Origin of the sequence: Candidatus Arcticimaribacter forsetii (assembly GCF_910589745.1) — a bacterium.
Lineage (GTDB): Bacteria > Bacteroidota > Bacteroidia > Flavobacteriales > Flavobacteriaceae > Arcticimaribacter > Arcticimaribacter forsetii.
Map to the genome: position 1 here is coordinate 1,112,279 of NZ_OU342399.1, position 25,623 is coordinate 1,137,901.

Here is a 25,623-nt window from a genome sequence, read left to right on the forward strand (position 1 = left end):
ATAAAAAAAGGCTACTCATTGAGTAGCCTTTTTTATTTGATCTTATCTTAAATCGTTAAAATTTGTAGTTAAGAGATAAGTTAAACATAGTTCCTAATTGACTGAAGTGATAACCCGTATTGTGCAGACGCACCATCACGTAAAATCTCTACACGCTTGATAGCGTCAGTAGGAATCGCAGAAATATCTGCACCAGTTTCACCACGACCCGGAGAGGTTTGTGTATAGAGTAAAGCACTAAGATTTTTACGTTTTCCGTTGATAAGAATTAACGTTCTGGAAGGTCCCATGTTTCTAATTTCATAAGGGTCTAGTAATGAAGTCGCATCGTTTACAGGAGTTTGAACCGTGTTAAATGATGGTATCTTGTACTGAAGCGCCTTATCGAAAGTAGCTTGACCTGTTGATACTAAGTCTTTTGACGAAACTACATCAATGGGTAAAGCAGTGTCGACATTACTTCGAGGAGCAGTTCTGCTTCCTGTTAATACTACTTCACTTAAGGATTGACTTTCTGATAAAACAACATCAAGTGTGTCTTGACCATTAACTGAAACTTCTATTGTTCCATATCCAACATAACTGAATAACAGTTTTGAGTTTGCAGTAACTTCAATGGTGTAACTTCCATTAAAATCAGTAACCGTACCATTGGTGGTGCCTTTTTCAACAATGTTTGCTCTAGGAACAGCATCCCCGTTGTTGTCTTTTACAATACCCGATACTGTAGTTTGTGCAAAAGCAAAGCTAATGCTACAAAGAAGTAAAAGGCTTAGAATAGTTTTTTTCATAATAAGATTTAAGGTTAAAATTAATCCATCTAATAAACGAAAAATAACCCATATAAGAGTTGTATTTCATGTATTAAAATATATATTTTTGTTTTTTAGATTTTAAGATGTGTCATTAAACCTTAATTTTTTTATCAATTATATATTAGGCAGAAAATAGAGATTGTATATTCGCAAAAAAATATTCTAAATGAAAGCAGGAATCGTCGGATTACCTAACGTAGGTAAATCAACCCTTTTTAATTGTTTATCAAATGCAAAGGCACAGAGTGCAAATTTTCCTTTTTGTACTATTGAACCTAACATAGGAGTAGTAAATGTTCCGGATCCTCGTTTAGAGAAGTTATCAGAGCTTGTAAACCCTGAAAAAGTAATTCCGGCAACTGTTGAGATCGTAGATATCGCAGGACTAGTCAAAGGAGCGAGTAAAGGGGAAGGGCTTGGGAATCAGTTTTTAGCCAATATCAGAGAAACAGACGCTATTATACATGTGTTGAGATGTTTTGATAACGATAACATCATTCATGTGGAAGGTTCTGTTGATCCAATTCGTGATAAAGAAATCATCGATATTGAACTTCAATTAAAAGATCTTGAAACAATCGAAAAGAGACTCGAAAAAGTTAATCGTGCTGCTCGAACAGGAGATAAAGAAGCCCAAAAACTTCAAGCAGTTTTAAATAGAATTAAAGAAGGTTTAGAGCAATCTAAAAATGTTCGCTCTCTCGATTTTACAGAAAAAGAACGAGAAGAAATTATAAGCACTCTTGAGCTTATTACAGACAAACCTGTTTTGTACGTTTGTAATGTTTCAGAGGAAGCAGCGGCATCTGGTAATGCATATGTAGAACAAGTAAAAGAATTAATTGCTGATGAACAAGCAGAAGTCTTGATTTTAGCAATTAGTGTGGAAGCTGATATTAATGAATTAGAAACCTATGAAGAGCGTAAACTCTTTTTGGACGATTTAGGTTTAGAAGAACCTGGAGCAGCAAAACTTATTCGTAAGGCTTACCAACTGCTAAAACAACAAACCTATTTTACAGCTGGAGTTAAAGAAGTCCGTGCTTGGACCATTAACATTGGATCTACCGCTCCACAAGCAGCTGGTGTAATTCATACCGATTTTGAAAAAGGGTTTATACGTGCTGAAGTTATTTCTTATGAAGATTATGTTCAACATGAAACTGAAGCTAAAGTAAAAGAGGCTGGAAGAATGCGTGTTGAAGGAAAAGAGTATCTTGTGGTTGATGGAGATGTAATGCATTTCCGATTTAATGTATAACCTCTAAATCAATCAATTAATGGAATCCTCCGTTTATATTTTTGGACAAATGGCTGTTAAGAATCATGAAGATTATTTTTCTCAATATGGTGCTCCTTTTTTACCCATTCTAGAAAAATATAAAGGATCCTTACTAGCAGCAACTAAAAATGCTAGAACCCTTGAAGGGATCACTTTTGGTAATTGGACTGTACTCATGAAGTTCCCCACCAAAGATCTGGCCTATGGTTTCATTACTTCCAAAGAATACGCTCCTTTAATGGAACTTCGAGTAAACGAATTAACCGATGGAGCACATGCTGTTCTTATTCCAGGAGAATTAAGCATGGAGTAAATTAGTTCTATTTTAAAATCCAATCATTTAAAACATATCTCATGAAAAACACTTCTCTTTTTATTTTATTTTTCATCAGCTTTCAGCTTGTTGTTTCACAAGAAAGCACAGGGACTATAAAAACAGAAACTGTAAAAAAACACTTGTATACCCTAGCTTCTGATGCTATGGAAGGAAGAAAAACTGGAACTCCCGGGATTGAGAAAGCAGCTCAATATATTGAATCAGAATTCGAGAGAATAGGCCTAACCAAATACAATAATTTATCGAGCTATCGTCAGAATTTCATTGCTCGAGATATTGAAATGTTCAATGTCATTGGCGTATTGGAGGGGAAGAGTAGAAAAGATGAATATGTTGTTGTTTCTGCACATTACGATCATTTAGGTGTAAAAGAAGAGGGAACGGGGGATTTAATTTACAATGGAGCAGATGACGACGCATCTGGAACAACTGCTGTTCTAGCTCTAGCGGAATATTTTACTGCACTAGGAAATAACGAACGTACTTTAATATTCGTAGCTTTTACTGGGGAAGAAATGGGTTTATTGGGCTCTAGACATTTCGGAAAAGATGTAAATGCAGCACAATTCATAGCTGGTATCAACATCGAAATGATTGGTAAAAATTCTAGTTATGGTCCAAAAACAGCTTGGTTAACGGGTTTTGATCGTTCTGACTTTGGGACTATCATCCAAAAAAACTTAAAAGGAACAGGGTATCAGTTGTTTCCAGATCCGTATCCAACGCAACGCTTGTTTTTTAGATCAGACAACGCTAGTTTGGCCCGTTTAGGGATTCCATCACATACCTTTTCTACGGTACCTATCGATGTAGATAAGCATTATCACAAGGTTTCTGATGAAGCAGATACTCTCGATATGGAAATAATCACAGAAACTATTCGTGCAATAGCTCTAGGAACCCATACGATTATTAATGGAGTGGATACCCCCTCTAGAGTAGTCCTAAAAGAAGGAGAGGGAAGAAGAAAGTAATTAATTGATATTGATTATTTTACCTATTACTCATTTTAATAGTTTTTAAGACTCATTAAGATTTTAGTGTTGTATTTCTTTATTTGAATTTAAGAGTTGAACTTCATTTGGATATTTGAATATAAGTATTGTTTTAAACATAAATATTCATTCAATTTTTATAGAAATGTATCTCTATTTTAATACATTCACAATATGCAACAAGAAAAAGCCTTAGCACTATTAAAATCTGGAAAAAATGTTTTTTTAACAGGTTCTGCAGGGACTGGTAAAACCTTTGTTCTTAACCAGTACATTAGGTTTTTAAAAGAACGAAAAATTATTGTTGCCGTAACCGCATCTACCGGAATTGCTGCTACCCATATGAATGGTATGACGATCCACTCCTGGTCGGGAATTGGTATTAAAGAATCTGTTACCCAAAGAGATTTGGCTAATATGAAAACCAAGAAATACCTGAAGACCCATTTAGAAAAGGTTAAAGTTCTAATCATTGATGAAATATCCATGTTGCATTTAAATCAGCTCAATGCAGTTGATCAAGTACTTCGATATTTTCAAGATCCTCTTCTTTCTTTTGGAGGAGTACAAGTAGTCTTGTGTGGAGACTTTTTTCAGCTTCCGCCTATTGGTAGTCCTGGGGAAACAAGCAAAGAAAAATTTGCATTTATGTCACAGGCATGGGTAAATGCTAGTATGTCAGTTTGTTACTTGACAGAGCAATACCGGCAGAATGATAATGATCTCAATTTAATTTTAAATGAAATTAGAAGGGGTTGTATTTCAAATGAAAATTATGATAAACTTCTAAAGTCATCGGATAACAAACTAAAATCTGATGTTGAGCCCACAAAATTATACACCCATAATGTAGATGTCGATCGTATAAACAAAGAACATTTATCTAAACTATCGGGTGTTTCTAAGAAATATGTAGCAGAAACAAAAGGAAATAAATTACTGATAGAGACACTTAAGAAATCTGTATTGGCAGGAGAGGAGCTTACTTTTAAAGTAGGAGCAAAAGTTATGTTTGTAAAGAATGATAAAGACAAACGATATGTAAACGGGTCTCTGGGTACAGTAATTGGCTTTAATGACGAAGGAATTCCTTCTGTGAAGTTACTGGATGGACGAACTATTTATGCAGCCAAGGAGGATTGGAGCATTATGGACGATACTGGAAAAACATTGGCTAATTACAATCAAATTCCATTGCGTTTGGCTTGGGCGATTACCATTCACAAATGCCAAGGAATGACCCTTGACTCAGCAGAAATTGATCTCTCTAAAACCTTTGAAATGGGTCAAGGATATGTAGCCTTATCAAGATTAAAAAAGCTAGAGAGCTTGAATCTTAAGGGGTTGAATAAAACAGCTCTAGAGGTTGATTCCCTTGCATACAAAGCAGATTTACGTTTTCAAGAACTATCTCAAGATGCAGACAATGCTTTTAATTTAGAGGAGTTGGATCTTTTATCAAAAACGTTTATTCGTAATAGCGGTGGTTTGATCAATAAAAAAGAAATCACCAAGCAGAAGAATAAACTAAAAGCAAAAAGTGAAGGTAAACAGCCTACTTATGAAGTAACCCTCATGCACTTGAAACAACAAGTAAGCCTTGAGAAAATAGCCGAGATTAGAGGCCTTACGCTGGGAACCATATCGGGTCACTTAATCAAAATAAGAAAAGACAACCCTTCCGTAGATTTAAGTTATTACCGACCTAAAGCATCCTTAATTAAAAAGGTAAAATTAGCTTATGACAAAGAGCCGAAAAATGCTCCCATCAGTTTGACTTCTGTTCATAGACGTTTAGGGGGAACCATCAGCTATGATGACCTAAAACTAGCAGTTGCTTTTATGGATAACTAGCAGGTTAAAATTCTTTAAGAATTGAGCTAATCTCAGAATTTCCCTGAACAAGAACAGCATCAGTATACCGTTTAAACCAAGTAGTTTGTCGTTTGGCATACCGTCTTGTATTTTTTTTAATTTCTTCTATCGCAGTAGTTCTATCGAAAGCTCCATCAAAATAAGAAAACCATTCTCGGTAACCAACTGTTTGTAAAGCATTGATTTCTCTGTATGTGTAAAGATTTCGCACCTCTTCTTCAAGACCTGCATCCACCATGAAATCTACACGTTTATTGATGCGATCATACAGACTTTGACGCTCCCATTGAATTACAATTTTTTTTGTGGTAAAAAAATCAGGTGCTTTTTTATTTCCTAAGAAAGAGGAGTAGGGCAAACCACTAGCTATACTAACCTCTAGAGCTCGAATTATACGTTGGGGATTGCCTAAATCTACTTTTTGATGGTATCCAGGATCTAATTCTTTTAATTTCTCTGCTAATTTGTCCAGTCCTTCTTTTTCAAGCTGCTCCTTCAAACCTATTCGGATTTGTGGATTTACATCAGGAAATACGTCCAACCCTTCAATCAGAGCATCAGCATACATTCCTGAACCTCCAACTAAAATAACGGTATCTTTAGTTTTAAATAATCTTTTTAAAACAGCTAAAGCTTCTCTTTGGAAAGCTCCAACACTATAAGGTTCGTGAATACTTAGTTGTTGTATAAAATGATGAGGAACAGCAGATAATTCATTGGTTTCCGGTACTGCAGTTCCGATGGTCATTTCTTTATAAAACTGTCGGGAGTCACAGGAGATGATTTCTGTTTTAAATTTTTGAGCTAATGCAATAGCAAGCGCTGTCTTGCCCGAAGCAGTAGGGCCCGCAACATAAAGAAGTCTTTTAGAATTCATCGTTTAATGTAGTTCCGCATGCATGACAAAAAACAGCTCCATCTTTATGATTTTCGTTATTACACTGCAAACATGCTTGTGTATTGGTATCGACTTGATTGGACTGGGCTGTAATTTCTGAAGACACTATTCCTGTGGGTACTGCTATGATTCCGTAACCCATAATCATGATGAAAGAAGCTAGAAGTTGTCCTAAAGGAGTTTGTGGAGCAATATCTCCATAACCAACGGTTGTCATGGTTACAATGGCCCAATAAATACTTCTAGGAATACTCGTAAACCCATTTACTTCTCCCTCGATTAAATACATTAAAGTTCCAAAAATGATACAGAGAATGAATACTGCAAATAAGAAGACCGATATTTTGGCCCGACTCGCGTATAATGCCTTAATCAAAAAATTAGACTCTCCAATGTATCGGGTAATTTTTAAAATTCTAAAAACACGTAATAACCTTAGAGCTCGTAAGGCTATTAGAGATTCTGTTCCTACTAGGAATAAAGAAATATACTTGGGTATAGTTGATAATAAATCGATGATGCCATAAAAACTAAAAACATAACTTAGCGGCTTTTTAATGGCGATGAGTCGTGTTATATATTCTAACGTAAAAAGACCGGTTATGATCCATTCTAATGCATCGAATAACGCATCGTATTCATTGTGTATCTCAGGAACACTCTCTAAAATTACTAATACGACACTGAGAATAATAAGAACCAAGAGTATTAAGTCAAAACGTCTTCCGGCTTTAGTATCCGCTTCGTAAACAATTTCATGTAAACGGTGTTTCCAGTAGGGTATTTTCTTAGAATTCATATATATGTACTAAGTTAAGAAATTTTACACTGCATCTAAATCAATGATTTTTTTATATTTCTTTCTTCTGATGAAGCTACGAACCAAAGCTTGAGTGTCTCTGTTGTTTTCAATTGGGGTCAATCGTGTTTCTATCGCCTTTATTGTTTTAATCTGATGGTTTAATTTAAAGTATCCATACCCTTGAAATACAGCATCTTTTATATAAACAAAACTCTTTTCACCGTTTCCATTTCCTTTGTCAATCAAAAGCATGTTTTTGTGAGGATATTGAAGGCTTTCATGGATTTTGAGTACCCGCTTATTGTAAGTTGAAGTGGATTCATCGCCTACACAAGCCCCGTTACATTCTTTAAGACCATGTCCAAAACAGGCTTTATTTGGATTACCTAATGAGGTTTGACTTTCGCAAAGCGTAAATTCCTCAATCCACTTTCGAAGCTTCCGATTTGCATCTTTTTTGTTTTTAAAAACATCCAGATATTCGTCTTCATGAATAACAGGTTCAATAATAAGCCTGTAGTACGGTGTAGTTGTATCCAATCGAATCCCCATGGCAAAGGATCTGAATTTAAGCGCATGATTCAAAACGGGCTGATTACTCTTAATTTCGTGTTGCTCTTTTAGAAGTGCTATGCATTCATTTCCACAGAGTTCATAGGATACACGTGCTAGTTTCTTTTGAATTTTAACCGCTTTAGAATTGCTGCCCGTTAGGTGATTGAGAACACGTTTTTTAATGTTTTTACTTTTACCAATATAAATGATATTTCCCTCTGAATCATGAATGTAATACACTCCAATTTCGGAAGGAAGTTCTTCTATTACGTTTAAGAATTTTACAGGTACTTTATTTTTGTTAAGTTCTTTAACATAGGTGCTTATGATTTCTTTTTCACTATCTTTTTCTAAGAGTAGCTTAAACAACTCAAGCGTTGCCAAAGCATCACCATGCGCGCGGTGACGGTCCGTGATGGGAATTCCTAAAGAACGAACTAAGTTCCCTAGTTTGTAGGATTCTGCCTCTGGCAAGAGTTTTTGTGAGAGTGCAACCGTGCAGAGTGATTTACTTTCAAATGCAAAGCCAAGTCTTCTGAATTCTGTTTGTAGAATTCGATAATCAAATTCTGCATTATGAGCGACTAGCACGCAGCCTTCCGTTATTTCCACAATGCGCTTGGCTAATTCAAAAAATTTCGGAGCATTAACCAGCATTTTACTGTTAATCCCGGTCAGACGCTCAACAAACGGTTGAATTTCTCGGAGTGGATTTACAAGACTAGAAAGCTGATCAACTACTTTTTGACCATCATACCTATAAATTGCAATTTCGGTAATTCCTTCCTCGTTAAACTTTCCACCAGTGGTTTCAATATCTAGAATTGCGTACATTTCTTAATAGTTTCTAGATCCAAATATTTTACTCCCAACTCGAATCATTGTGCTGCCTTCTTCAATCGCAATTTTATAATCTCCACTCATTCCTATAGATACGGTCTTTGCATCTTGTAGGTGATTTTGCAACCAATCTGAGGTGTTTTTTAAACTTTTAAACTCCGAGCGAATTTGATCTTCGTTGTTTGTAAACGTTGCCATTCCCATAAGTCCTGTTATGCGAATATTTGGGAGTGGGTTTGTTTTTAAATCTAAAATAACCGCCTCTAATTCAGCTCTGTTAAACCCGAATTTAGTATCCTCTTGGGCAATATGCATTTGAAGTAAACAGTCGATTACTCTCTTGTTTTTTGCGGCCTGCTTATTTATTTCTTTCAAAAGTTTGTAGCGATCAACCCCATGAATAAGCGCAACATAAGGCGCCATATATTTCACCTTATTGGTTTGTACATGCCCAATCATGTGCCACTCAATATCTTTAGGCAGGCTTTCCCATTTTTGGGTCATTTCCTGAATTTTATTTTCTCCAAATATACGTTGACCCGCTTCGTAAGCGGCTTCGAGGTCTTCGTTTGGTTTTGTCTTAGAAACCGCTACAAGGCTTACGTTTTCTGGGAGTGTACTCAGAAGTTCTTTAATTTGTTTTTGAATTTCCATCTTAGATAAATTGAGCTGCTACCGTTGGATTTTTGCGGTCTGCTCGGTAGTCATAAAATCCAACTCCAGATTTTACGCCTAAATTTCCAGCTTGAACCATATTGATTAACAGGGGAGTGGGAGCATATTTTGGATTCCCAAAGCCCTCATGCAGAACTTCAAGAACAGATAAACAAACATCAAGTCCAATAAAATCTGCTAATTGAAGAGGTCCCATTGGATGTCCCATTCCTAATTTCATCATTTGATCAATTTCAGAAACGCCACCAATTCCTTGAAATAAGGTTTCGATCGCTTCATTAATCATCGGAAGTAAGATTCTGTTTGCTACAAAACCTGGATAGTCTTTTGCAGGAAGCGGGACTTTATCTATTTCTCTTGAAAGATCTGAAATAACATTCAGGGTTTCTTCAGAGGTTTTGAACCCAGAAATTACTTCAATCAAACGAACCACAGGTACTGGATTCATAAAATGCATACCAATTACCTTTTCGGGTCTTTTCGTATAAGACGCTAATTTGGTAATCGAAATCGAAGAGGTGTTCGATGCTAATATACAGTGTTCTGGAGCTACAGCATCGATTTGCTTGAATAGGGATTCCTTAACACTACTATTTTCTGAGGCTGCTTCTACAACTAAATCGGATCCTTTAACGGCAGCATCTAAGTTTGTTGTCGTTTTGATTCTACCTAGTATTTCTGGTTTATCTTCAGCACCAATGATGGAACGTGCAATCTGACGTTCTAAATTTTTTTCAATTACAGCCCGTGCTTTTTTAAGGTTTTCCTCAGAAATATCAACCAAATGAACTTCAAAGTTATTTTGAGCAAAACAATGTGCAATTCCATTCCCCATGGTTCCGCAACCAACGACTGTTATGTTTTTTATATTCATTATTTAAAGCAACTAATTATTTGATGAGCAACTCGAAGGGCTTCCGTAGCGTGACCCAAAGTTACTATGGGTTCGGTATTGTTATTTATAGAATCAGCAAAAGTGTCTAGTTCTTCTAAAATTGCATTCGACTCCTCAATGGTTGGGGGTTCAAAATAGATTTGTTTTTTGACTCCTTCTGCATTTTGAAGGATTAGATCAAATTCTCCGGGCTCTTTGGGAGCGTCTTTCATTTTAACTACTTCGACTTTTTTGGTCAGGAAATCGACTGCTATATAAGCATCTTTCTGGAAGAAACGAGTCTTGCGCATGTTCTTAAGCGATATTCTGCTTGCTGTTAAGTTAGCCACGCAACCGTTTTCGAATTCTATACGAGCGTTCGCAATATCAGGGGTTTCACTGATGACAGAAACTCCAGATCCACTTACGTTTTTTACTTTAGAATTTACAACGCTAAGAATCACATCAATATCATGAATCATTAAATCCAAGATAACAGGAACATCGGTTCCTCTGGGATTAAATTCTGCAAGCCTGTGTGCTTCAATGAACATGGGGTTCTCTATGTGGCTTTTAATCGCTTTAAATGCGGGATTGAAACGTTCAACGTGACCTACTTGACCTTTCAGTCCTTTTTCGTTTGCTAGGGCTACAATTTCTTCAGCTTGGGCCACCGTTTGCGTAATGGGTTTTTCGATAAAAACATGTTTCCCTGCAGCTAAACACTGCAGCGCCATTTCATGATGAACAACCGTGGGAGTTACAATATCGACCACTTCAACTGCAGCAATTAATTCTTCGATCGAGTCAAAAGCGGTATAACCTTCTTTCTCAGCTAAGGCAGCAGCAGCGTTTTTATCGGGATCATAAAAACCAACTAAATCATAGCTTTCAGATTGTTCTAAAAGTCTGAGGTGAATTTTCCCTAAGTGTCCTGCGCCTAAAACTCCTGCTTGTAGTTTTTTCATTCTTTGATAGTCATAAAATTGATAGCTCCTCAAAGGTACATTTTAAGAATTAATTTCCCTTTAAAGTTTTTAATAAAAGCCAATTTATTGTTTATTTTTGAAGCCATGAATACACCTTTGGACTCTGCCAAACATCAAGGTCAACGAAAACTATTAATAGAACGTTTGGCTGCAATGGGCATTTCGGATTCTGCAGTTTTAGAAGCCATGTTACAGGTGCCACGACATTGGTTTATGGATCCCGGGTTAGCGACTCACGCCTACGATAACAAAGCATTTCCGATTGCTGCAGACCAGACCATCTCTCATCCCTATACCGTAGCATTTCAATCGCAACTTTTAGAAGTAAAATCGGGGGATAAGGTGTTAGAAATAGGAACAGGATCGGGCTATCAAACCGCAGTTTTATTAGCTTTAGGCGTAAAAGTATATACCATAGAACGGCAGCAGGAACTTTTTAAGAAAACCAAACGCTTATTTACAAAACTTAATTTATACCCAAAGAAAGTAATCTTTGGAGATGGTTATTTGGGACTTCCAAACGAGGCTCCCTTTAAGTCCATTGTTGTTACCGCTGGGGCTCCTTCTGTGCCAAAACCGTTGTTACAACAGCTTGCCGTTGGCGGACGTTTGGTAATTCCGATTGGAATCGAAGAACAAATTATGACCCGATTTACACGTATTTCAGAAAAAGAATTTGATAAGGAAACCTTCGGGACATTTAAGTTTGTTCCGATGTTGAAAGATAAAAACTAGGAGATTTTATTTCTTGAATTCCTTTTTCACACGATCCAAGGTTCTTTTGTTATCACGATCTTTAATCACATCTCGTTTATCGTGTATTTTCTTTCCGCGAGCAAGCGCGATTAGCATTTTGGCATAGCCCTTATCGGATAAAAACAAGCGTAGCGGAACAATCGTTAGTCCCACATTACGTACTTCTTTATTGAGTTTTTTCAACTCTTTTTTGTTCAGTAAAAGTTTTCTGGTAGATCGGGGTTTGTGGTTGTAATGCGTTCCGTACAAATATTCCTCGATGTACATGTTTACAGCAAACAACTCTCCACGTTCATTAAATTCACAAAAACTCTCCGTAATGGAAGCCTTGCTTTCGCGAATGGACTTAATCTCGGTTCCTGTTAAAACAATTCCAGCAGTATATTGATCGATGATCTCATATTCGAACCGTGCCTTCTTGTTTTGTATGTTAATTTTCTTTTGTAACATGGACAACAAAGGTAACTTTATTCTTTTAGTTTTTAAAGAGTATATTTTTAATAATCCCGTTTATCTTCTTGTGTTTCGTCTTTTTAAATGCATCTTCATTTAAATGGGAACCAAAAAGCCCAAATCAATTTTTTTAAAAAAAATCTTGTTCTGGACAGAAACCGCAACACACAACATTTAATTTAAGAAAAAGCAGCAATCCAATCCCTTGAATTCTTATTTTTACATAAAATAAGCCCATGAGATTCAACCCTTCCTTCTTACTATTCCTAACCTTTTTTGTTTCCAATGCGCAGTCGAAGCAAATTCAAGTAGTAGATACTTTAAGCTCGAAACCCATTCCGTATGCAACGGTTCATTTTTCTAATAACAGAGGATTAATAACCGATGAAGCGGGATATTTTGAGTTGGTTCCGGAGCAAGTTCTAATAAACGACTCGCTCTTTGTTTCTTCCATGGGATACGATCGGCTTGCGGTAGACTTAAAAGAGCTCAAAGACAGCATTCTTTATGTTATGCCCGAAGCAATTGCTTTAGACAATGTTATTTTAACCAATAAGAATTATACCACTGAAAAGATATTGTCCCTGGCAAAAGACCGCTTGGAGCAAAATTATTCTACTGATTACAGCAAAAAACGTCTGTTTCATAAAAGTGTGTATTCCCAGAACATCACCCGAGTGAACATCGACAAATACAAATCATCAATTGTAGAACTCAACCGTGCCTTAGTCGATAGTTTTTTACAGTATATGCCCAGAACAAACAAATATACTACAGAAACTCTGGCCTATTATGCAGGGAATTTTGAAGAAGACAACCAAAAAATTAATTTAATAAAAGCCCGTCAGACCTACGATAAGGGGGACGAATTGTACGAATCTTTACAAGAAGGGCTGGGCGATATTTTAAAAGAAAACCTCAAACCCAATTCGTATTTTAAGGTAAAATCAGGTTTTTTCTTTGGTGGGGATATGGATATCACGGGACTAGAAGAAGCGGACAGTACCGATTTGAATCAGCTTAAAGAATTTGAAAAGAAAGAAGCCGCACGGAAGTTAGAAGAGCAAGAGAACTTTGCTAAATACCGAAAAAAAAATATTGCTGGTCTTTATTCCGAGTTGTTCTTCGCTGATAATTCCGATTTAAATGTACTCGATAAACCCAACCGCTATACGTTCTCTGAACCTGAATTAACCCTCGAGGGTAATGACCTAAACTATATCATCCGCTATCGACCCAAAGGGCGCGAAGATTTTGAAGGAACCCTCCACATTAATTCTGAGGATTTTGGGGTTACCCGCTTGGATTTTAAGAATGTAAAATCCCTTTTTAAGCTGAAGTTATTGGGAGTAACCATTGATCAAAACCAAAAAGAAGGACGCATGATGTTCTCTAAAAACAAGAACAACCAATACACGCTGACCTATTTACAGATTAAAAAAGGTTCTGTTTTTTCTTTAGACCGCCCCCTAAAATTCATCGAGAAAAACAAGTTTGTAAAGGGGAGGAGGAAGCAGAATCAAGTTTCGATGCGATTGGACTTTGCTGTTTCTTCTCAGTCTCAATACGAGCTTCGCGTGTTCGATTACGAGCCTATCGATGAAGCGACCTTCGAGGCAATGGAAGAGAAAAACGAAGTTCTGCCTAAGTATTACGATACTTTTACAACCAATTTCTGGGAAGAATTTTAGATTTTATCCCGTTGTTAATTGCTTCCTTAATAAGTTTTCTTGAAAAGTATATTTCAATTATAAAATAACGCTTCAATTGTGTATTTTTGTACCCTAATTTTACACTATGCAAAGAGACACTATTGTTTTTGACCTGATTAATGAAGAAGAGGCTAGACAGCTGAATGGAGTTGAACTAATTGCTTCCGAGAATTTTACCAGTCCTGCTGTAATGGAGGCTACTGGTTCTGTTTTAACTAACAAATATGCCGAAGGATATCCAGGTAAACGTTACTATGGAGGTTGTGAAGTGGTAGACAAAGTTGAGCAATTGGCAATCGACCGCGCTAAGGAGCTTTTTGGAGCTGCCTACGCGAACGTTCAACCGCACTCTGGATCTCAGGCTAATACTGCTGTTTTTCATGCTTTTATTAAGCCAGGAGATAGCATCCTTGGGTTTGACCTTTCGCATGGTGGACACCTAACGCACGGATCTCCGGTTAACTTTTCGGGACGTTTGTACAAGCCACATTTCTATGGGGTACAAGAAGAAACGGGTCGTTTAGACTACGATAACATCCTTGAGATCGCTAAAGAAGTGCAACCTAAAATGATTATTGCTGGGGCTTCTGCCTATTCTCGTGATATTGACTTTGCTAAGTTTAGAAAAATCGCAGATGAAGTAGGTGCTTTTTTACTCGCCGATATTTCACACCCTTCTGGGTTAATTGCTACGGGAATTTTAAGTAACCCAATTCCTCACTGTCACGTGGTAACAACCACTACCCACAAAACCCTTCGTGGGCCTCGTGGTGGATTGATCCTCATGGGGGAGGACTTCGATAACCCATTCGGAATTACCCTTAAAAACGGAACTGTTCGAAAAATGTCTCACTTATTAGACATGGCGGTATTCCCTGGGAACCAAGGGGGACCTCTAGAGCATGTTATTGCTGCTAAAGCAATTGCCTTTGGGGAATGTTTACAACCGAGCTACAAAGACTATATGCACCGTGTACAGAAGAATGCTGCTGCCATGGCTGCCGCTTTTGTAAGCCGCGGTTATAAGTTAATTTCGGGTGGTACTGACAACCACATGATGTTGATCGACCTCCGCAACAAAAACATTACTGGGAAAGATGCCGAATTAGCCCTTGTAAAAGCTGAAATTACAGCCAACAAAAACATGGTTCCATTCGACGATAAGTCACCCTTTGTTACTTCTGGGATTCGTGTAGGTACAGCAGCTATTACCACTCGTGGACTGAACGAAGCCGATATGGAAACGATTGTTGGATTCATCGATCGCGTAATCCAAGCGCCGCAAGACGAAGCTGTGCTCACCGCAGTTGGTCATGAAGTGAATGAACTAATGAAAGGAAGAGCGCTGTTCAACGCTTAGAATTTAGAATTATATAATGTGTGAAAAACCCTTTACTCCCGGAGTAGAGGGTTTTTTGGTTGGAGGGGTGTTTGTGGTTGTGTAACGGTCTCGTATAAGAATAGTAGCGGATTTTTACGTACTTACTTTTCGGTTAAACACAGACTTTTATATATTTACTTGCTTTGATTTCAGCGATTAAACCGCTATTATTTTTATACAATGTTGGCAGCTGCCTTTATTCTTTTTCAACTTTTACAGGTGTTACTACTTCTTTATTTTTCTCTTTAAAAAACTTTGATTCCTTTTTAAAGTTTTTATACTCTTCAGTTTCTCTAAACTCTCTTAAAATTGGAAACTCCTCTAATCGTTCAATGTTCGTTTGATTTGTATCAAGTACTACAGGTAAAATATCAAGAACTTTTTCAGTCTCTCCTCTTAAGGCAAATAAACCTAATTGGAAAATCTCTTTTTTATCAGAAAAATCAGCTTTAATAATGTCTGTTTCTATTGATTTGTATTCTCCAATTTCCTTTTTACATAACCAATAGTTTATTTGTGCTATTACTTTGTCAACTGGATGAATTTGGGCGTCTTTAAGTGAAAAGTAACACAAGCCTTCACAGATGTTCCAACGTGAGTGTAACAAATTTTCATATACAATAGCTCCTAAAATCTCACCTCTATTTGTGTCTTCTGGTCCCAATTTTTTCCATAATTCTGCCCCAATGAGTATGAAAGCCTTCTGTAATTTACAAATAGCATTGTCTAAATAATCCCTATCAACTATTAGCCTGTCATTAATTGATACGCCTTTTCTTTGATTTTTATCAACTTTTGAAAGATAAATTGAATTTACAGTTCCTCCATTATGGACAAAAAGGTTTCTCCTTTGATAAACCTCAATTAATTCGTCCTTTATATCTGTTAGATAACCTAACTCAAGTGATAATTCAGATTTTAAAAGATTAATCCAACTTTCAAAATTACCCCTCAAAATTTCATCAATTTTCACGTCAATGAGATATTTTTCAGCATCTTCTATGGAACCAAAACTTTTCAATTCAGTTAGAGTCATTGTTCTTTTTTGAACTCCTGCTGATTCTGGATGTTTATCATAAAAGAAATGAAGTAATTGAGAAAAAAACCATTCCACTGAACTCAATGCAGAAATCAACGAGTTGGTGTAAAGTTGTTCGATGTGTTTTCTGTTTTTTCTAACATTATCAAGATGTTTCGATACTTCGCTGTTGGAATTTGAAATCTTAATAGCCATTACTTTTTCGCTATCGTCATCTTTTTTCTCAAACTTAACCTCGGGAATTTCTTTATATTTTTCATCTAATTCCTTTGTTATTTTTTCTTGAAATTCGATAAACTTTTCCTTGTCCTTTTCTTCTATATCTTCTCCACTACTCAAAACCTCTTTGAGCATAGCAGATAATATTATTGGCTGGATATGTTGGTCGTGTTCCTCAAGTTTTTCGGTCAGAAAAGGGTCGATTAATTCGACAAAGTCTCGAAGTCCGATTAGGTTTTCGTTGAAGTCAATTATTTGTTTATCTAACATTTGGTTTATTTTTCAGGTTGCTGCCAACTATTGTGTATACACACCTTTAAGTGTGTTTATTTCGGTTATATTTTTATTTTGTTCCACAATACTTCCTAAATCGGCATGTATTGTTGAACTTTTTGCTTTGTAACAAACAACCAAAGAGTTATTTATTACCCAATTCCTTGAGTCACTCTTCATTTATAAAAACAAACTCCCAAAAAGGGGATAAAAATTTAAGCCACTCTCAACGAATCGATTACAGTATTTAAAATAAATAAAGGGGTGGGGCATAGGTTTCTCATGACATAGAACAGATTTGGGTGCTGTTAGTCAAATGTACTAAAAAACTACTTATAAATTGTATTTTATAATATAGGTATTTTAGCTAAATAAGGTCCTTATGTTTTGCGGAATTCGAAGTAGTTTCTGCGAGGCGGGGTCTAGGTAGCACCATTGCGTGGAGCACTGAGCTACAAGGGTATTGGTTCCTGCTAGGTAAAACAGAACCTTTCGTTCGCTTAAAAAACCCTCGGTAAGGGCTACGTGGGTTTCTATTAAAAGGGTGTCGCCTAGTTTTGCTTGGCGTTTGTATTCGATGTGGTGGGAGCGTACTATCCAAAGACCATAGGTTTCTTTAGAATTGGCTATTAAACTTTGCCAATGGGCGCCGGCAATATCTTGTACCCATTGTAAGTACTGAACGTTATTGACGTGCTGTAACTCGTCTAGATGAGCTTCTGTAACGGTAACTTCTTGGGTATATTTTTTCAACTTATTTCTTTTGGAGGGTTACTTCAAAGAGTTTGCTCCAGTTTTTACCGGTTACAAAAAATGTTTTTCTCCCCGGGTGGTATGCAATTCCGTTAAGTACGTCTAGGTTGGGAATTTGTTCAACTTTTTTTCGAAGTCCAGCAAAATTCACAATCCCCTCAACGGCTCCGTTCTTGGGGTTAATAATTACAACAACATCTTTCTGAGCTTGGTAGGTGTTGGCGTAGATGAATCCGTTGACCCATTCGAGCTCGTTAATTTTCGTAACAATAGTTTTGTTGGTGGTCGCTTCCACATAAGAGATCTCCTTTTGGGTTTGGGCGTCTAGGGTCCATATTTTAGCCGATCCGTCGGATTTATACAGCTGGGTTCCGTCGTTACATAAACCCCATCCTTCTTTACTTTGGTTGTAAACGAAGCTGCGCTCCATTTCCATATTCTCTTTGTTGTACACAAAACCGGTGTTGCTTTGCCATGTCAGTTGGATTATTTTATCGTTTATTAGCGTCAGTCCTTCTCCAAAATAAGAGGCGTCTAAGTCGATCTTCTTTTCAACCTTTCCAGTTTTATAATTTACTTTTCTAAGGCTCGATTTCGTTCTTAGCCCGGTACTTTCGTAAAGCGTTTCACCATCAAATTCTAATCCCTGGGTATAGGCAGCTTTATCGTGCGGAAATTCGTTTAGTAGGGTGTAAGTGTATAAACTCGGCGCATTCTTGTTTAGTAAGCGCACATTAGAATTTAGAGTGTATTTATTCCCCTCAATGAATAGGTTAGCCTGTATAGGAACATCGCCAAGAACTGCATTTTCTTCAAACCTATGGGTAGATTCAATTCGAGTACCACGAGCGGTGTAGTGAATGGAATCTAGGACTATATTTTTTTTGTTTTTTAGGCTTAGTTGTAGCGTATCTCCGGTTACAAAGGTCTTTTGGTTGACCTTTAGGGTTATTTTGGGATCCTTATTTTCGTTGCCACAGCTCTTCAGGGCAATGATAGTCAGGAGCATAGTAATCCATTTCATAAAAAATAATTTAGTTAAAAGTAGTTTATGAAATTTAGACCACAAAATGATTGTGCAAAAAGAGTTTGCAATGTATATTTGCAGCGGGCAAGTCCTATACAACCAGCTCCTGTTGAATCCCCCAGGGCGGGAACGCAGCAAGGGTAAATGGTCGTAGCGGTGTGATATAGGTCGCTTGCCCTTTTTTCTTTACAAAACGCAAATATGGGTTACGTAGTCTTAGTTACCGGCGCTTCTTCAGGTTTAGGAAAATCCATTGCTTTTCATTTACACAATCTAGGTCATACAGTTTACGGAACCAGTAGAGACCCAAAAAAATATACGGAGGATTTTCCTTTTAGCTTATTGTCACTCGATGTAACAGATGCTGCTTCTATTGAGGCTTTGTTAATTGAACTAGAAAAAAAGGAAACCAAGATAGACGTGCTAATTAATAACGCTGGCGTTGGAATTACAGGTCCTGTTGAAGAAACTTCATTAGATGCTATCCGCGCTAATTTTGAAACAAACTTCTTTGGGCCGCTTGCCATGATTCAGGGGGTTTTACCTCTGATGCGAAAAAACAACAACGGAATCATCATAAACATAACCTCAATTGCAGGCTATATGGGTCTTCCTTTTAGAGGAGCCTATTCCGCCTCAAAAGGGGCATTGAATATTATTTCGGAAGCCCTACGTTTAGAAATTGCAGCACAAGGAATTCGACTGATGACTCTTGCTCCGGGTGATTATGCCACAGATATTGCCTCAAGACGTTTTCATGCTCCTGTTATTGAGGGGTCTCCGTACCAAAAAGCATATCAAGAAAGTTTAGACACCATGGATTCTCATGTAGACGGAGGAAACGATCCTATTGAGATTGCCCATAGGGTGGCGGAGCTTATCCATTTAAAAAAACCACGACCACACTATCTTGTCGGTCCTTTGTTGCAGAAGTTTTCTTTGACTTTGAAAAAGATTTTACCACAAAAAGCTTACGAAAAACTTCTAAAGAACCATTATAAACTCTAATTTTGAACAAAACACTTTTATTATGAAATTTTTTATCGATACAGCCAATCTAGATCAAATTAAAGAAGCGGAAGCTCTTGGAGTTTTAGATGGTGTTACAACAAACCCATCTTTAATGGCTAAAGAAGGAATTACAGGACGTGAAAACATATTAAAGCACTATGTTGCTATTTGTGAGGCAGTAGAAGGGGATGTTTCTGCAGAAGTAATTGCTACGGATATCGATGGAATGATTAAGGAAGGAGAGGAGCTTGCAGCTTTACACCCACAGATTGTTGTTAAAATTCCAATGATTGAAGATGGTATTAAAGCTTTAAAATATTTTTCAGATCAAGGGATCAGAACCAACTGTACTTTAATATTCTCTGCAGGTCAAGCTTTGCTTGCTGCTAAAGCTGGAGCAACTTATGTTTCTCCGTTTATTGGTCGTTTGGACGATATTTCTACTGATGGATTGGGATTGATTCAAGAAATTCGCGATATCTATGACAATTACGACTTTGGAACCGAAATTCTTGCTGCTTCTGTTCGTCACACCATGCACGTTATTGACTGTGCGAAAATAGGTGCCGATGTAATGACTGGACCGCTTAGTTCTATTAAAGGGTTAATGAAACACCCTCTTACAGATAGCGGATTGGCTCAGTTTTTAGCGGATCACAAAAAAGGAAACTAAGATTTTTTAATAGACCAATTAGGGTGTTCGGCTATGGTTTTTTCATAGATTGGACACCCTTTTTCATGCGCTCCTTCTAAATAACCGTTTCCCATTAAGAATTCTTTGGTGATTTCTTTCCCAGTGAATTTAAAGGTCTTTTTGAATAGTTTAATCCACTCCTCAACGGATAAATCTCCTTGTTTATTCAGCCACGCCTCAAAGGAGCCAGCTGTTTTTTGAAGTTCTAACAGCTGTTGTGCATTGTAGATTATTGCGGTTATTTTTCCACGCATTCTGATTATTCCAGCATCTTGCATGAGGCGTTCTATGTCATCCGCATTAAAGTTTGCAATGGCTTGAATGTTATAGTTAGCGTAGGCTTTTTTTATAGTCTCTCTTTTGTTTAAAATGGTATTCCAAGATAAACCTGCTTGGTTAATTTCGAGGATTAAACTACCAAATAACGCCTCGTCCGTTTGGGCTTTGAATCCATATTCGGTGTCGTGATATTGTTTGTGTAGTTCGGAAAGTTTCCCTTGGGATGCCGCTAAGCAATACGAATTATTAACTTCCATTATCGGTGGTTCTTTTCGAGAATTTCTTTGAAGTTAGGGGAATAAAAATTCCCAAAGCCTTCTAAAATGATTCCTTTTTCATCAATTACAATCCCCTTGTTTAAGAGGGTTAGCACCCATTTTTTTCTTGCATTCTCGAAGTCTACGAACGCAAATTGATTCTTAGGGTTTATTTCCATTACTTTTTGGTAGTCTCGAACGAGCTTGTTGTAGGATTGAATACAAATTCCAACAAAGCGGAATTCTGGAAATTCATTCTTGTACTGCTTGACCCGTTCTTGGGTTCTTTTGTAATGATTCATTTGGGTTTGAGACCAAAAGTACAAGACGGTTTTCTGTCCTTTTAAAAGTGCTACACTGGAAGCATTTTGAAATTCTGTGTCTTCCAACATAATTTCGGGAAGCGGCTGGTTTACTTGCATCTTCATGAGCGAGGCTTGTAAACTTATGATTTCTAATTCATATTCCGGTGAGGTGTTTACGGTGACATAGTATTTTAAAAACTGATCGTGATGCTTGAAGTTTTTAAAATTAATAAGTTCTTCATAAGCAACAGTTCTTGCGAGATTGTTTCTGAGGTTTTCAGTTGGGATGAGTTGGTCTATCAAGGCAAGTCGTCGAATATTAAATTCTGTAGTCTGCTTCGCTTGAAAAAAGTTTTCCCCATCGACTAATGCTTCTTGGTTTAAAAAGTTAAGCATATAGGTAATGTAGGGTTCAAAATACGCTAAATTCTCTTCTCCAAAATTGAGGTATTTTCTAAAATTGAAATATAAACTATCTTGCTCTAGCGTTATATTCCGACCTCTAATCAATGCATAACGCTCTTTTCTGTTGGCATAGGGATAAACGTATGAAGCTTGAGAAATAATTTTAGCTTCCGGGCTGAGCTGGTTTATGGAATCAAATTTAATCCAGTTTTCTCTTTTTTCTTGGAGTAAGGAATCGATAATCTCGCCGAAATCTGAACTTTTATTAGAATATTTCGAAGCCAAGAAACTGCTTTCTTTTTGCAGGGAAAGATAAATTTCCATTAAGAAATTATTCTTAGCGGATCCTCTTCCAGAAAAAACAAGAGAGGAATTGAAATCTGTGGTGTTGGTTCTAAACCAAATGCTGTCCCCTTTTTCTATCAGCAGGGTTTGACTTTCGGGTAGATGTTCGAATTTAAAAATTCCATAGTCCAAAGAATCATAACTTCTTTCGAATCGATTATTAGCTCCTAAAACTATAGAATCCAGTAGCTTATTGTTTTTGTATATAGAAACCGTTTTGGAGGAGGGGTTGATAATTTGCCCTCCTAAAAAGGCTCCCTCGGGAACCGATTCGGAACTGCACGCATAAACGAAATATAATAAAACGATATAAAATGCTTTTTTCATAAGTTCCTTCGAATTGAGAAGTAAAAATTAAATCACCAAAATGGTTGCTACAAGTTAAAAAAATTATTGATTACGCTCTCAATTTGCTTACTTTTGCGCTATTAAAATATTCTCATATGTTATCTGTTTCAAATCTATCCGTTCAATTTGGAAAACGCGTACTCTTCGATGATGTAAACGTTACTTTTTCTGGAGCTAATTGCTACGGTATTATTGGTGCAAATGGTGCTGGTAAGTCAACGTTTTTAAAGATTATATCGGGTCAACAGGAAGCGAACTCAGGTTCGGTTTACTTAGAGCCAGGAAAACGCTTGTCCGTTTTAGAACAAAACCACAACGCTTTCGATGAATACACTGTTTTAGATACGGTCCTTCGAGGGAACAAAGAATTGTTCAAGGTAAAATCTGAAATGGATGCAATCTATGCGAAGGAAGATTTTTCTGATGCTGATGGAGATCGTGTAGGGGAGTTGCAAGTTGTTTTTGAAGAGATGAATGGGTGGAACGCCGATAGCGAAGCGGCGACCTTATTATCGCATTTAGAAATTCCTCCAGCGCTACATTACAGTACCATGGTAGATTTAGATGGAACTCAAAAAGTTCGTGTCTTATTAGCGCAGGCGTTGTTTGGAAATCCTGACGTATTGATTATGGATGAGCCTACGAATGATTTGGACTACGAAACTATTTCTTGGTTGGAGCAGTTTTTAGCTAATTATGATCATACTGTTATTGTGGTTTCTCACGACAGACACTTTTTAGATGCTGTTTGTACTCATATTTCAGATATTGACTTTGGTAAAATAAATCACTTCTCAGGAAATTACACGTTTTGGTATGAGTCGAGCCAGTTAGCAGCACGTCAAAGAGCACAGCAAAACAAAAAAGGAGAGGAGAAAAAGAAAGAACTACAAGAGTTTATTGCTCGTTTTTCTGCTAACGTAGCAAAATCAAAACAAGCAACTTCCCGTAAAAAAATGATTGAAAAACTGAACATTGAAGATATTAAACCTTCTTCTAGACGTTATCCTGCGATTATTTTTGAACAGGAACGTGAAGCAGGAGACCAGATTCTTAATGTTGAAGATTTAAAGTATACCTTAGAAGGGGAGATTCTGTTTGATAAAGTTAATGTTAACCTAGGAAAAGGGGATAAGGTTGTTGTTTATTCCAAGGATTCTAGAGCAGTTTCTGCTTTTTATCAGATATTAAATAAGGAATTAAAAGCTGATTCAGGTAAATTTCAATGGGGAATTACGACAACTCAAACGTACTTGCCTTTGGATCATGATTCTTATTTTGAAGATGGCGATCTTAATTTAGTAGACTGGTTACGTCAATTTGTGTTTACAGAAGAAGAACGTGAAGAAGTTCATATCCGAGGTTTTCTAGGTAAAATGATCTTCAGTGGAGAAGAGGCTCTAAAAAAGTCGAATGTATTATCAGGAGGGGAAAAAGTACGTTGTATGCTTTCTAAAATGATGATGAGCCGTTCTAATGTGTTATTATTAGATGAACCGACAAATCACTTGGATCTTGAATCGATTACCGCTTTAAACAATGCCTTAACGAACTACAAAGGAACAGTATTGTTTACAACTCACGATCATGCTTTTGCTCAGACTGTTGGGAATCGTATTCTAGAATTAACTCCAAAAGGAGTAATTGACCGTTTCATGACCTTTGATGAGTATATGACGGATCCTAAAGTGAAAGAGCAGCGTATAGCAATGTACTCTTAAAACACTTATTTAAGAGCACATTTCGATTATAACGTATGCTTCACGATTTATGAAAAAGCTATATAGATTAGAATTACAATAACTGAAATTAAGATCCCCATAGGCTTAACTAGCTTCCATGGTGTTATGTCTACTTGTTTTGTGTATTCTAATTCGAAGGCTTCTGATCTAGGTTTAAAGTACCCTATAACAAGCATCAACAATACATTAAAGGAGAATAAGATAGCCATTACATGCAAGTAATGTGGGTAAGTTCCTCCAGCAGCTTCAACTTCACCTTTTAGGTAAAACTGACTGAAACAATATAATAAAACCCCCGAAAGCATTGCGATTTTTGCAGCAGATGCGGGTACTTTTTTAGTCATATAACCCACAATAATAATGGTTAAAATTGGAATACTATAGCATCCGTTTACTTCCTGTAAGTAACCAAATAGTCCGCTGGGCGCATTTGCAATACTAGGCGCAATTAACATGGAAAATAAGGCTAAGACAATACCAAATGATTTTCCTGCTTTAACAACTTCTTTTTCTGTAGCATCTTTCTTGATGTATTCTTTATAGATATCTAATCCAAACAAAGTAACGGAGCTGTTAAGTGCAGAATTAAAAGAACTTAAAATAGCTCCAAACAATACAGCAGCAAAAAATCCAACCAGATATTTAGGGAGTACTTTAGCTACTAATAGACCGTACGATTGATCTCCGTTTGCTACATCTAGCTCGTTTCCAAAAATGTGAAAGGCAATAATACCCGGGAGTACAACAATGATAGGGCCTAGAATCTTAACAAAACCTGCATATATTAAACCTTTCTGACCTTCTTCTAAATTTTTTGCAGCAAGCGCCCGTTGAATGATTGCTTGGTTTGTACCCCAGTAAAATAACTGAACTAACATCATCCCCGTGAATAAAGTTGAAAAAGGGATCGAAGAATCAGAATCTCCGATGACATTTAGTTTTTCTGGATTAGAAGCGACTAGCGCTTCAATCCCTTGAATCATACTACCGTCACCAATGTACATAAGGCCAAAAATCGGAACCATAGTTCCTCCGATTAATAACCCGACCGCATTTACTGTATCCGATACGGCTACTGCTTTTAATCCACCAAAAATAGCATAAAGGGATCCAATGATACCAATAGACCATACTGTAATGGTTAAAGCGGACTCCTCTGAAACTCCTAGGACTTGAGGAATATCAAACATTCCAATCAGTGCAAGTGATCCAGAATATAAAACGATTGGAAGGAGTACAACCATATACCCACTAAGGAATAAACCTGAAGTAATGGTTTTTGTCATGGTATCGTATCGTTTTTCTAAAAATTGAGGCACGGTTGTGAGTCCTCCTTTTAAATAACGTGGTAATAATACAACTGCAGTAACAACCATGGTTAAGGCTGCCAGTGTTTCCCATGCCATTACCAAAATCCCTTCTTTGTATGCAGAACCATTCAATCCAACCAATTGTTCCGTTGATAAGTTGGTAAGTAATAGAGAACCAGCAATAACCACACCTGTTAGGCTTCTACCTCCAAGGAAGTATCCATCGGATGAAGTTTCGTCTGTATTACGGGTTGCTAAATAAGAAATAATACCTACTAGGGCAGTAAAGGCAAGAAAAATAAAGAAATGCATAATTGAGTTTATAATATTCGGAATCTAATATACCCAAACTATTCAAACTTCAAAAGATGCAGTTG

23 protein-coding genes, 1 other RNA gene and 1 pseudogene are annotated in these 25,623 nt (G+C 37.0%); 11 read left to right on the forward strand and 14 right to left on the reverse strand.

The genetic code is table 11. From position 1 onward, the window contains the following. Window positions 1–113: 113 nt before the first annotated feature. Window positions 114–791 (reverse strand): annotated as a pseudogene (locus NG655_RS05145) (TonB-dependent receptor plug domain-containing protein); the annotation flags it as partial. A 190-nt stretch (window positions 792–981) separates the two neighbouring features. On the opposite strand from NG655_RS05145, the gene ychF reads away from it, so the two are divergent. The 4 genes from ychF to NG655_RS05165 all read left to right on the forward strand — a co-directional run bounded on the left by ychF (window position 982) and on the right by NG655_RS05165 (window position 5,283). After that, window positions 982–2,076: a redox-regulated ATPase YchF gene (gene ychF / locus NG655_RS05150; protein WP_252158268.1), complete on the forward strand. Its 1,095-nt coding sequence runs from the start codon at window positions 982–984 to the stop codon at window positions 2,074–2,076. A 19-nt stretch (window positions 2,077–2,095) separates the two neighbouring features. Next, entirely contained in the window at window positions 2,096–2,410 is a 315-nt protein-coding gene (locus tag NG655_RS05155) for a DUF1330 domain-containing protein (RefSeq protein WP_252158269.1), read from the forward strand. A 41-nt stretch (window positions 2,411–2,451) separates the two neighbouring features. Then, complete coding sequence (locus NG655_RS05160; protein ID WP_252158270.1) at window positions 2,452–3,408, forward strand: M28 family peptidase; 957 nt, start codon at window positions 2,452–2,454, stop codon at window positions 3,406–3,408. Between the two features lie 195 nt (window positions 3,409–3,603). Further along, on the forward strand, window positions 3,604–5,283 hold the full coding sequence (locus tag NG655_RS05165) for an AAA family ATPase (protein WP_252158271.1): 1,680 nt from the start codon (window positions 3,604–3,606) through the stop codon (window positions 5,281–5,283). A gap of 4 nt (window positions 5,284–5,287) precedes the next feature. Here NG655_RS05165 and miaA read toward each other — a convergent pair whose 3' ends face one another. Genes miaA through NG655_RS05195 form a run of 6 tightly spaced genes read right to left on the reverse strand, consistent with a single transcriptional unit; the run spans window position 5,288 to window position 10,916 of the window. After that, a complete protein-coding gene (miaA, locus tag NG655_RS05170; RefSeq protein WP_252158272.1) occupies window positions 5,288–6,181 on the reverse strand; it encodes a tRNA (adenosine(37)-N6)-dimethylallyltransferase MiaA in 894 nt (297 codons plus the stop codon). Next, window positions 6,171–7,001, reverse strand: coding sequence for an ion transporter (locus NG655_RS05175; protein ID WP_252158273.1), 831 nt, complete (start codon window positions 6,999–7,001; stop codon window positions 6,171–6,173). The genes miaA and NG655_RS05175 overlap by 11 nt, the downstream gene beginning before the upstream one ends. Window positions 7,002–7,025: 24 nt before the next feature. After that, window positions 7,026–8,393: an exonuclease domain-containing protein gene (locus NG655_RS05180; protein ID WP_252158274.1), complete on the reverse strand. Its 1,368-nt coding sequence runs from the start codon at window positions 8,391–8,393 to the stop codon at window positions 7,026–7,028. Between the two features lie 3 nt (window positions 8,394–8,396). Then, window positions 8,397–9,053, reverse strand: a complete 657-nt coding sequence (locus NG655_RS05185) for a YggS family pyridoxal phosphate-dependent enzyme (protein WP_252158275.1) — start codon at window positions 9,051–9,053, stop codon at window positions 8,397–8,399. A gap of 1 nt (window position 9,054) precedes the next feature. Beyond that, on the reverse strand, window positions 9,055–9,942 hold the full coding sequence (locus NG655_RS05190) for a 3-hydroxyacyl-CoA dehydrogenase family protein (RefSeq protein ID WP_252159089.1): 888 nt from the start codon (window positions 9,940–9,942) through the stop codon (window positions 9,055–9,057). A 5-nt stretch (window positions 9,943–9,947) separates the two neighbouring features. After that, a complete protein-coding gene (locus tag NG655_RS05195) occupies window positions 9,948–10,916 on the reverse strand; it encodes a Gfo/Idh/MocA family protein (RefSeq protein ID WP_252158276.1) in 969 nt (322 codons plus the stop codon). A gap of 105 nt (window positions 10,917–11,021) precedes the next feature. Here NG655_RS05195 and NG655_RS05200 point away from each other — a divergent pair, with 105 nt between their 5' ends. Continuing rightward, the gene (locus tag NG655_RS05200; RefSeq protein ID WP_252158277.1) at window positions 11,022–11,672 is read left to right on the forward strand and encodes a protein-L-isoaspartate(D-aspartate) O-methyltransferase; all 651 of its coding nucleotides are present in this window, start codon (window positions 11,022–11,024) and stop codon (window positions 11,670–11,672) included. Between the two features lie 6 nt (window positions 11,673–11,678). Here NG655_RS05200 and smpB read toward each other — a convergent pair whose 3' ends face one another. Next, on the reverse strand, window positions 11,679–12,143 hold the full coding sequence (gene smpB / locus NG655_RS05205; protein WP_252158278.1) for an SsrA-binding protein SmpB: 465 nt from the start codon (window positions 12,141–12,143) through the stop codon (window positions 11,679–11,681). A gap of 239 nt (window positions 12,144–12,382) precedes the next feature. Between smpB and NG655_RS05210 the strand changes: the two genes are divergently transcribed. Together NG655_RS05210 and glyA are read left to right on the forward strand one after the other, a co-directional pair. Further along, the gene (locus NG655_RS05210; RefSeq protein WP_252158279.1) at window positions 12,383–13,837 is read left to right on the forward strand and encodes a carboxypeptidase-like regulatory domain-containing protein; all 1,455 of its coding nucleotides are present in this window, start codon (window positions 12,383–12,385) and stop codon (window positions 13,835–13,837) included. 106 nt (window positions 13,838–13,943) lie between these two features. Further along, the gene (gene glyA, locus NG655_RS05215; RefSeq protein WP_252158280.1) at window positions 13,944–15,218 is read left to right on the forward strand and encodes a serine hydroxymethyltransferase; all 1,275 of its coding nucleotides are present in this window, start codon (window positions 13,944–13,946) and stop codon (window positions 15,216–15,218) included. A gap of 217 nt (window positions 15,219–15,435) precedes the next feature. Here glyA and NG655_RS05220 read toward each other — a convergent pair whose 3' ends face one another. From NG655_RS05220 to NG655_RS05230, 3 genes are all read right to left on the reverse strand, one after another. Then, complete coding sequence (locus tag NG655_RS05220) at window positions 15,436–16,767, reverse strand: hypothetical protein (protein WP_252158281.1); 1,332 nt, start codon at window positions 16,765–16,767, stop codon at window positions 15,436–15,438. Between the two features lie 366 nt (window positions 16,768–17,133). After that, window positions 17,134–17,523: an acyl-CoA thioesterase gene (locus tag NG655_RS05225; RefSeq protein WP_252158282.1), complete on the reverse strand. Its 390-nt coding sequence runs from the start codon at window positions 17,521–17,523 to the stop codon at window positions 17,134–17,136. 1 nt (window position 17,524) lies between these two features. Then, window positions 17,525–18,547: a glutaminyl-peptide cyclotransferase gene (locus tag NG655_RS05230; RefSeq protein ID WP_252158283.1), complete on the reverse strand. Its 1,023-nt coding sequence runs from the start codon at window positions 18,545–18,547 to the stop codon at window positions 17,525–17,527. A gap of 85 nt (window positions 18,548–18,632) precedes the next feature. Here NG655_RS05230 and ffs point away from each other — a divergent pair. The 3 genes from ffs to fsa all read left to right on the forward strand — a co-directional run bounded on the left by ffs (window position 18,633) and on the right by fsa (window position 20,234). Beyond that, an RNA gene (gene ffs, locus NG655_RS05235) (signal recognition particle sRNA small type) lies at window positions 18,633–18,731 on the forward strand. Between the two features lie 20 nt (window positions 18,732–18,751). After that, complete coding sequence (locus tag NG655_RS05240; protein WP_252158284.1) at window positions 18,752–19,558, forward strand: SDR family oxidoreductase; 807 nt, start codon at window positions 18,752–18,754, stop codon at window positions 19,556–19,558. A gap of 22 nt (window positions 19,559–19,580) precedes the next feature. Continuing rightward, window positions 19,581–20,234: a fructose-6-phosphate aldolase gene (fsa, locus tag NG655_RS05245; protein ID WP_252158285.1), complete on the forward strand. Its 654-nt coding sequence runs from the start codon at window positions 19,581–19,583 to the stop codon at window positions 20,232–20,234. Here the strand turns inward: fsa and NG655_RS05250 are convergent. Together NG655_RS05250 and NG655_RS05255 are read right to left on the reverse strand one after the other, a co-directional pair. Beyond that, the gene (locus tag NG655_RS05250; RefSeq protein ID WP_252158286.1) at window positions 20,231–20,791 is read right to left on the reverse strand and encodes a DNA-3-methyladenine glycosylase I; all 561 of its coding nucleotides are present in this window, start codon (window positions 20,789–20,791) and stop codon (window positions 20,231–20,233) included. The genes fsa and NG655_RS05250 overlap by 4 nt on opposite strands. Beyond that, window positions 20,791–22,173, reverse strand: a complete 1,383-nt coding sequence (locus tag NG655_RS05255; RefSeq protein WP_252158287.1) for a TlpA family protein disulfide reductase — start codon at window positions 22,171–22,173, stop codon at window positions 20,791–20,793. The genes NG655_RS05250 and NG655_RS05255 overlap by 1 nt, the downstream gene beginning before the upstream one ends. A gap of 116 nt (window positions 22,174–22,289) precedes the next feature. Here NG655_RS05255 and NG655_RS05260 point away from each other — a divergent pair, with 116 nt between their 5' ends. Next, window positions 22,290–23,915: an ABC-F family ATP-binding cassette domain-containing protein gene (locus NG655_RS05260; protein ID WP_252158288.1), complete on the forward strand. Its 1,626-nt coding sequence runs from the start codon at window positions 22,290–22,292 to the stop codon at window positions 23,913–23,915. Between the two features lie 47 nt (window positions 23,916–23,962). Here the strand turns inward: NG655_RS05260 and NG655_RS05265 are convergent, their stop codons facing one another. After that, complete coding sequence (locus NG655_RS05265; protein ID WP_252158289.1) at window positions 23,963–25,558, reverse strand: solute:sodium symporter family transporter; 1,596 nt, start codon at window positions 25,556–25,558, stop codon at window positions 23,963–23,965. Window positions 25,559–25,623: the final 65 nt, after the last annotated feature.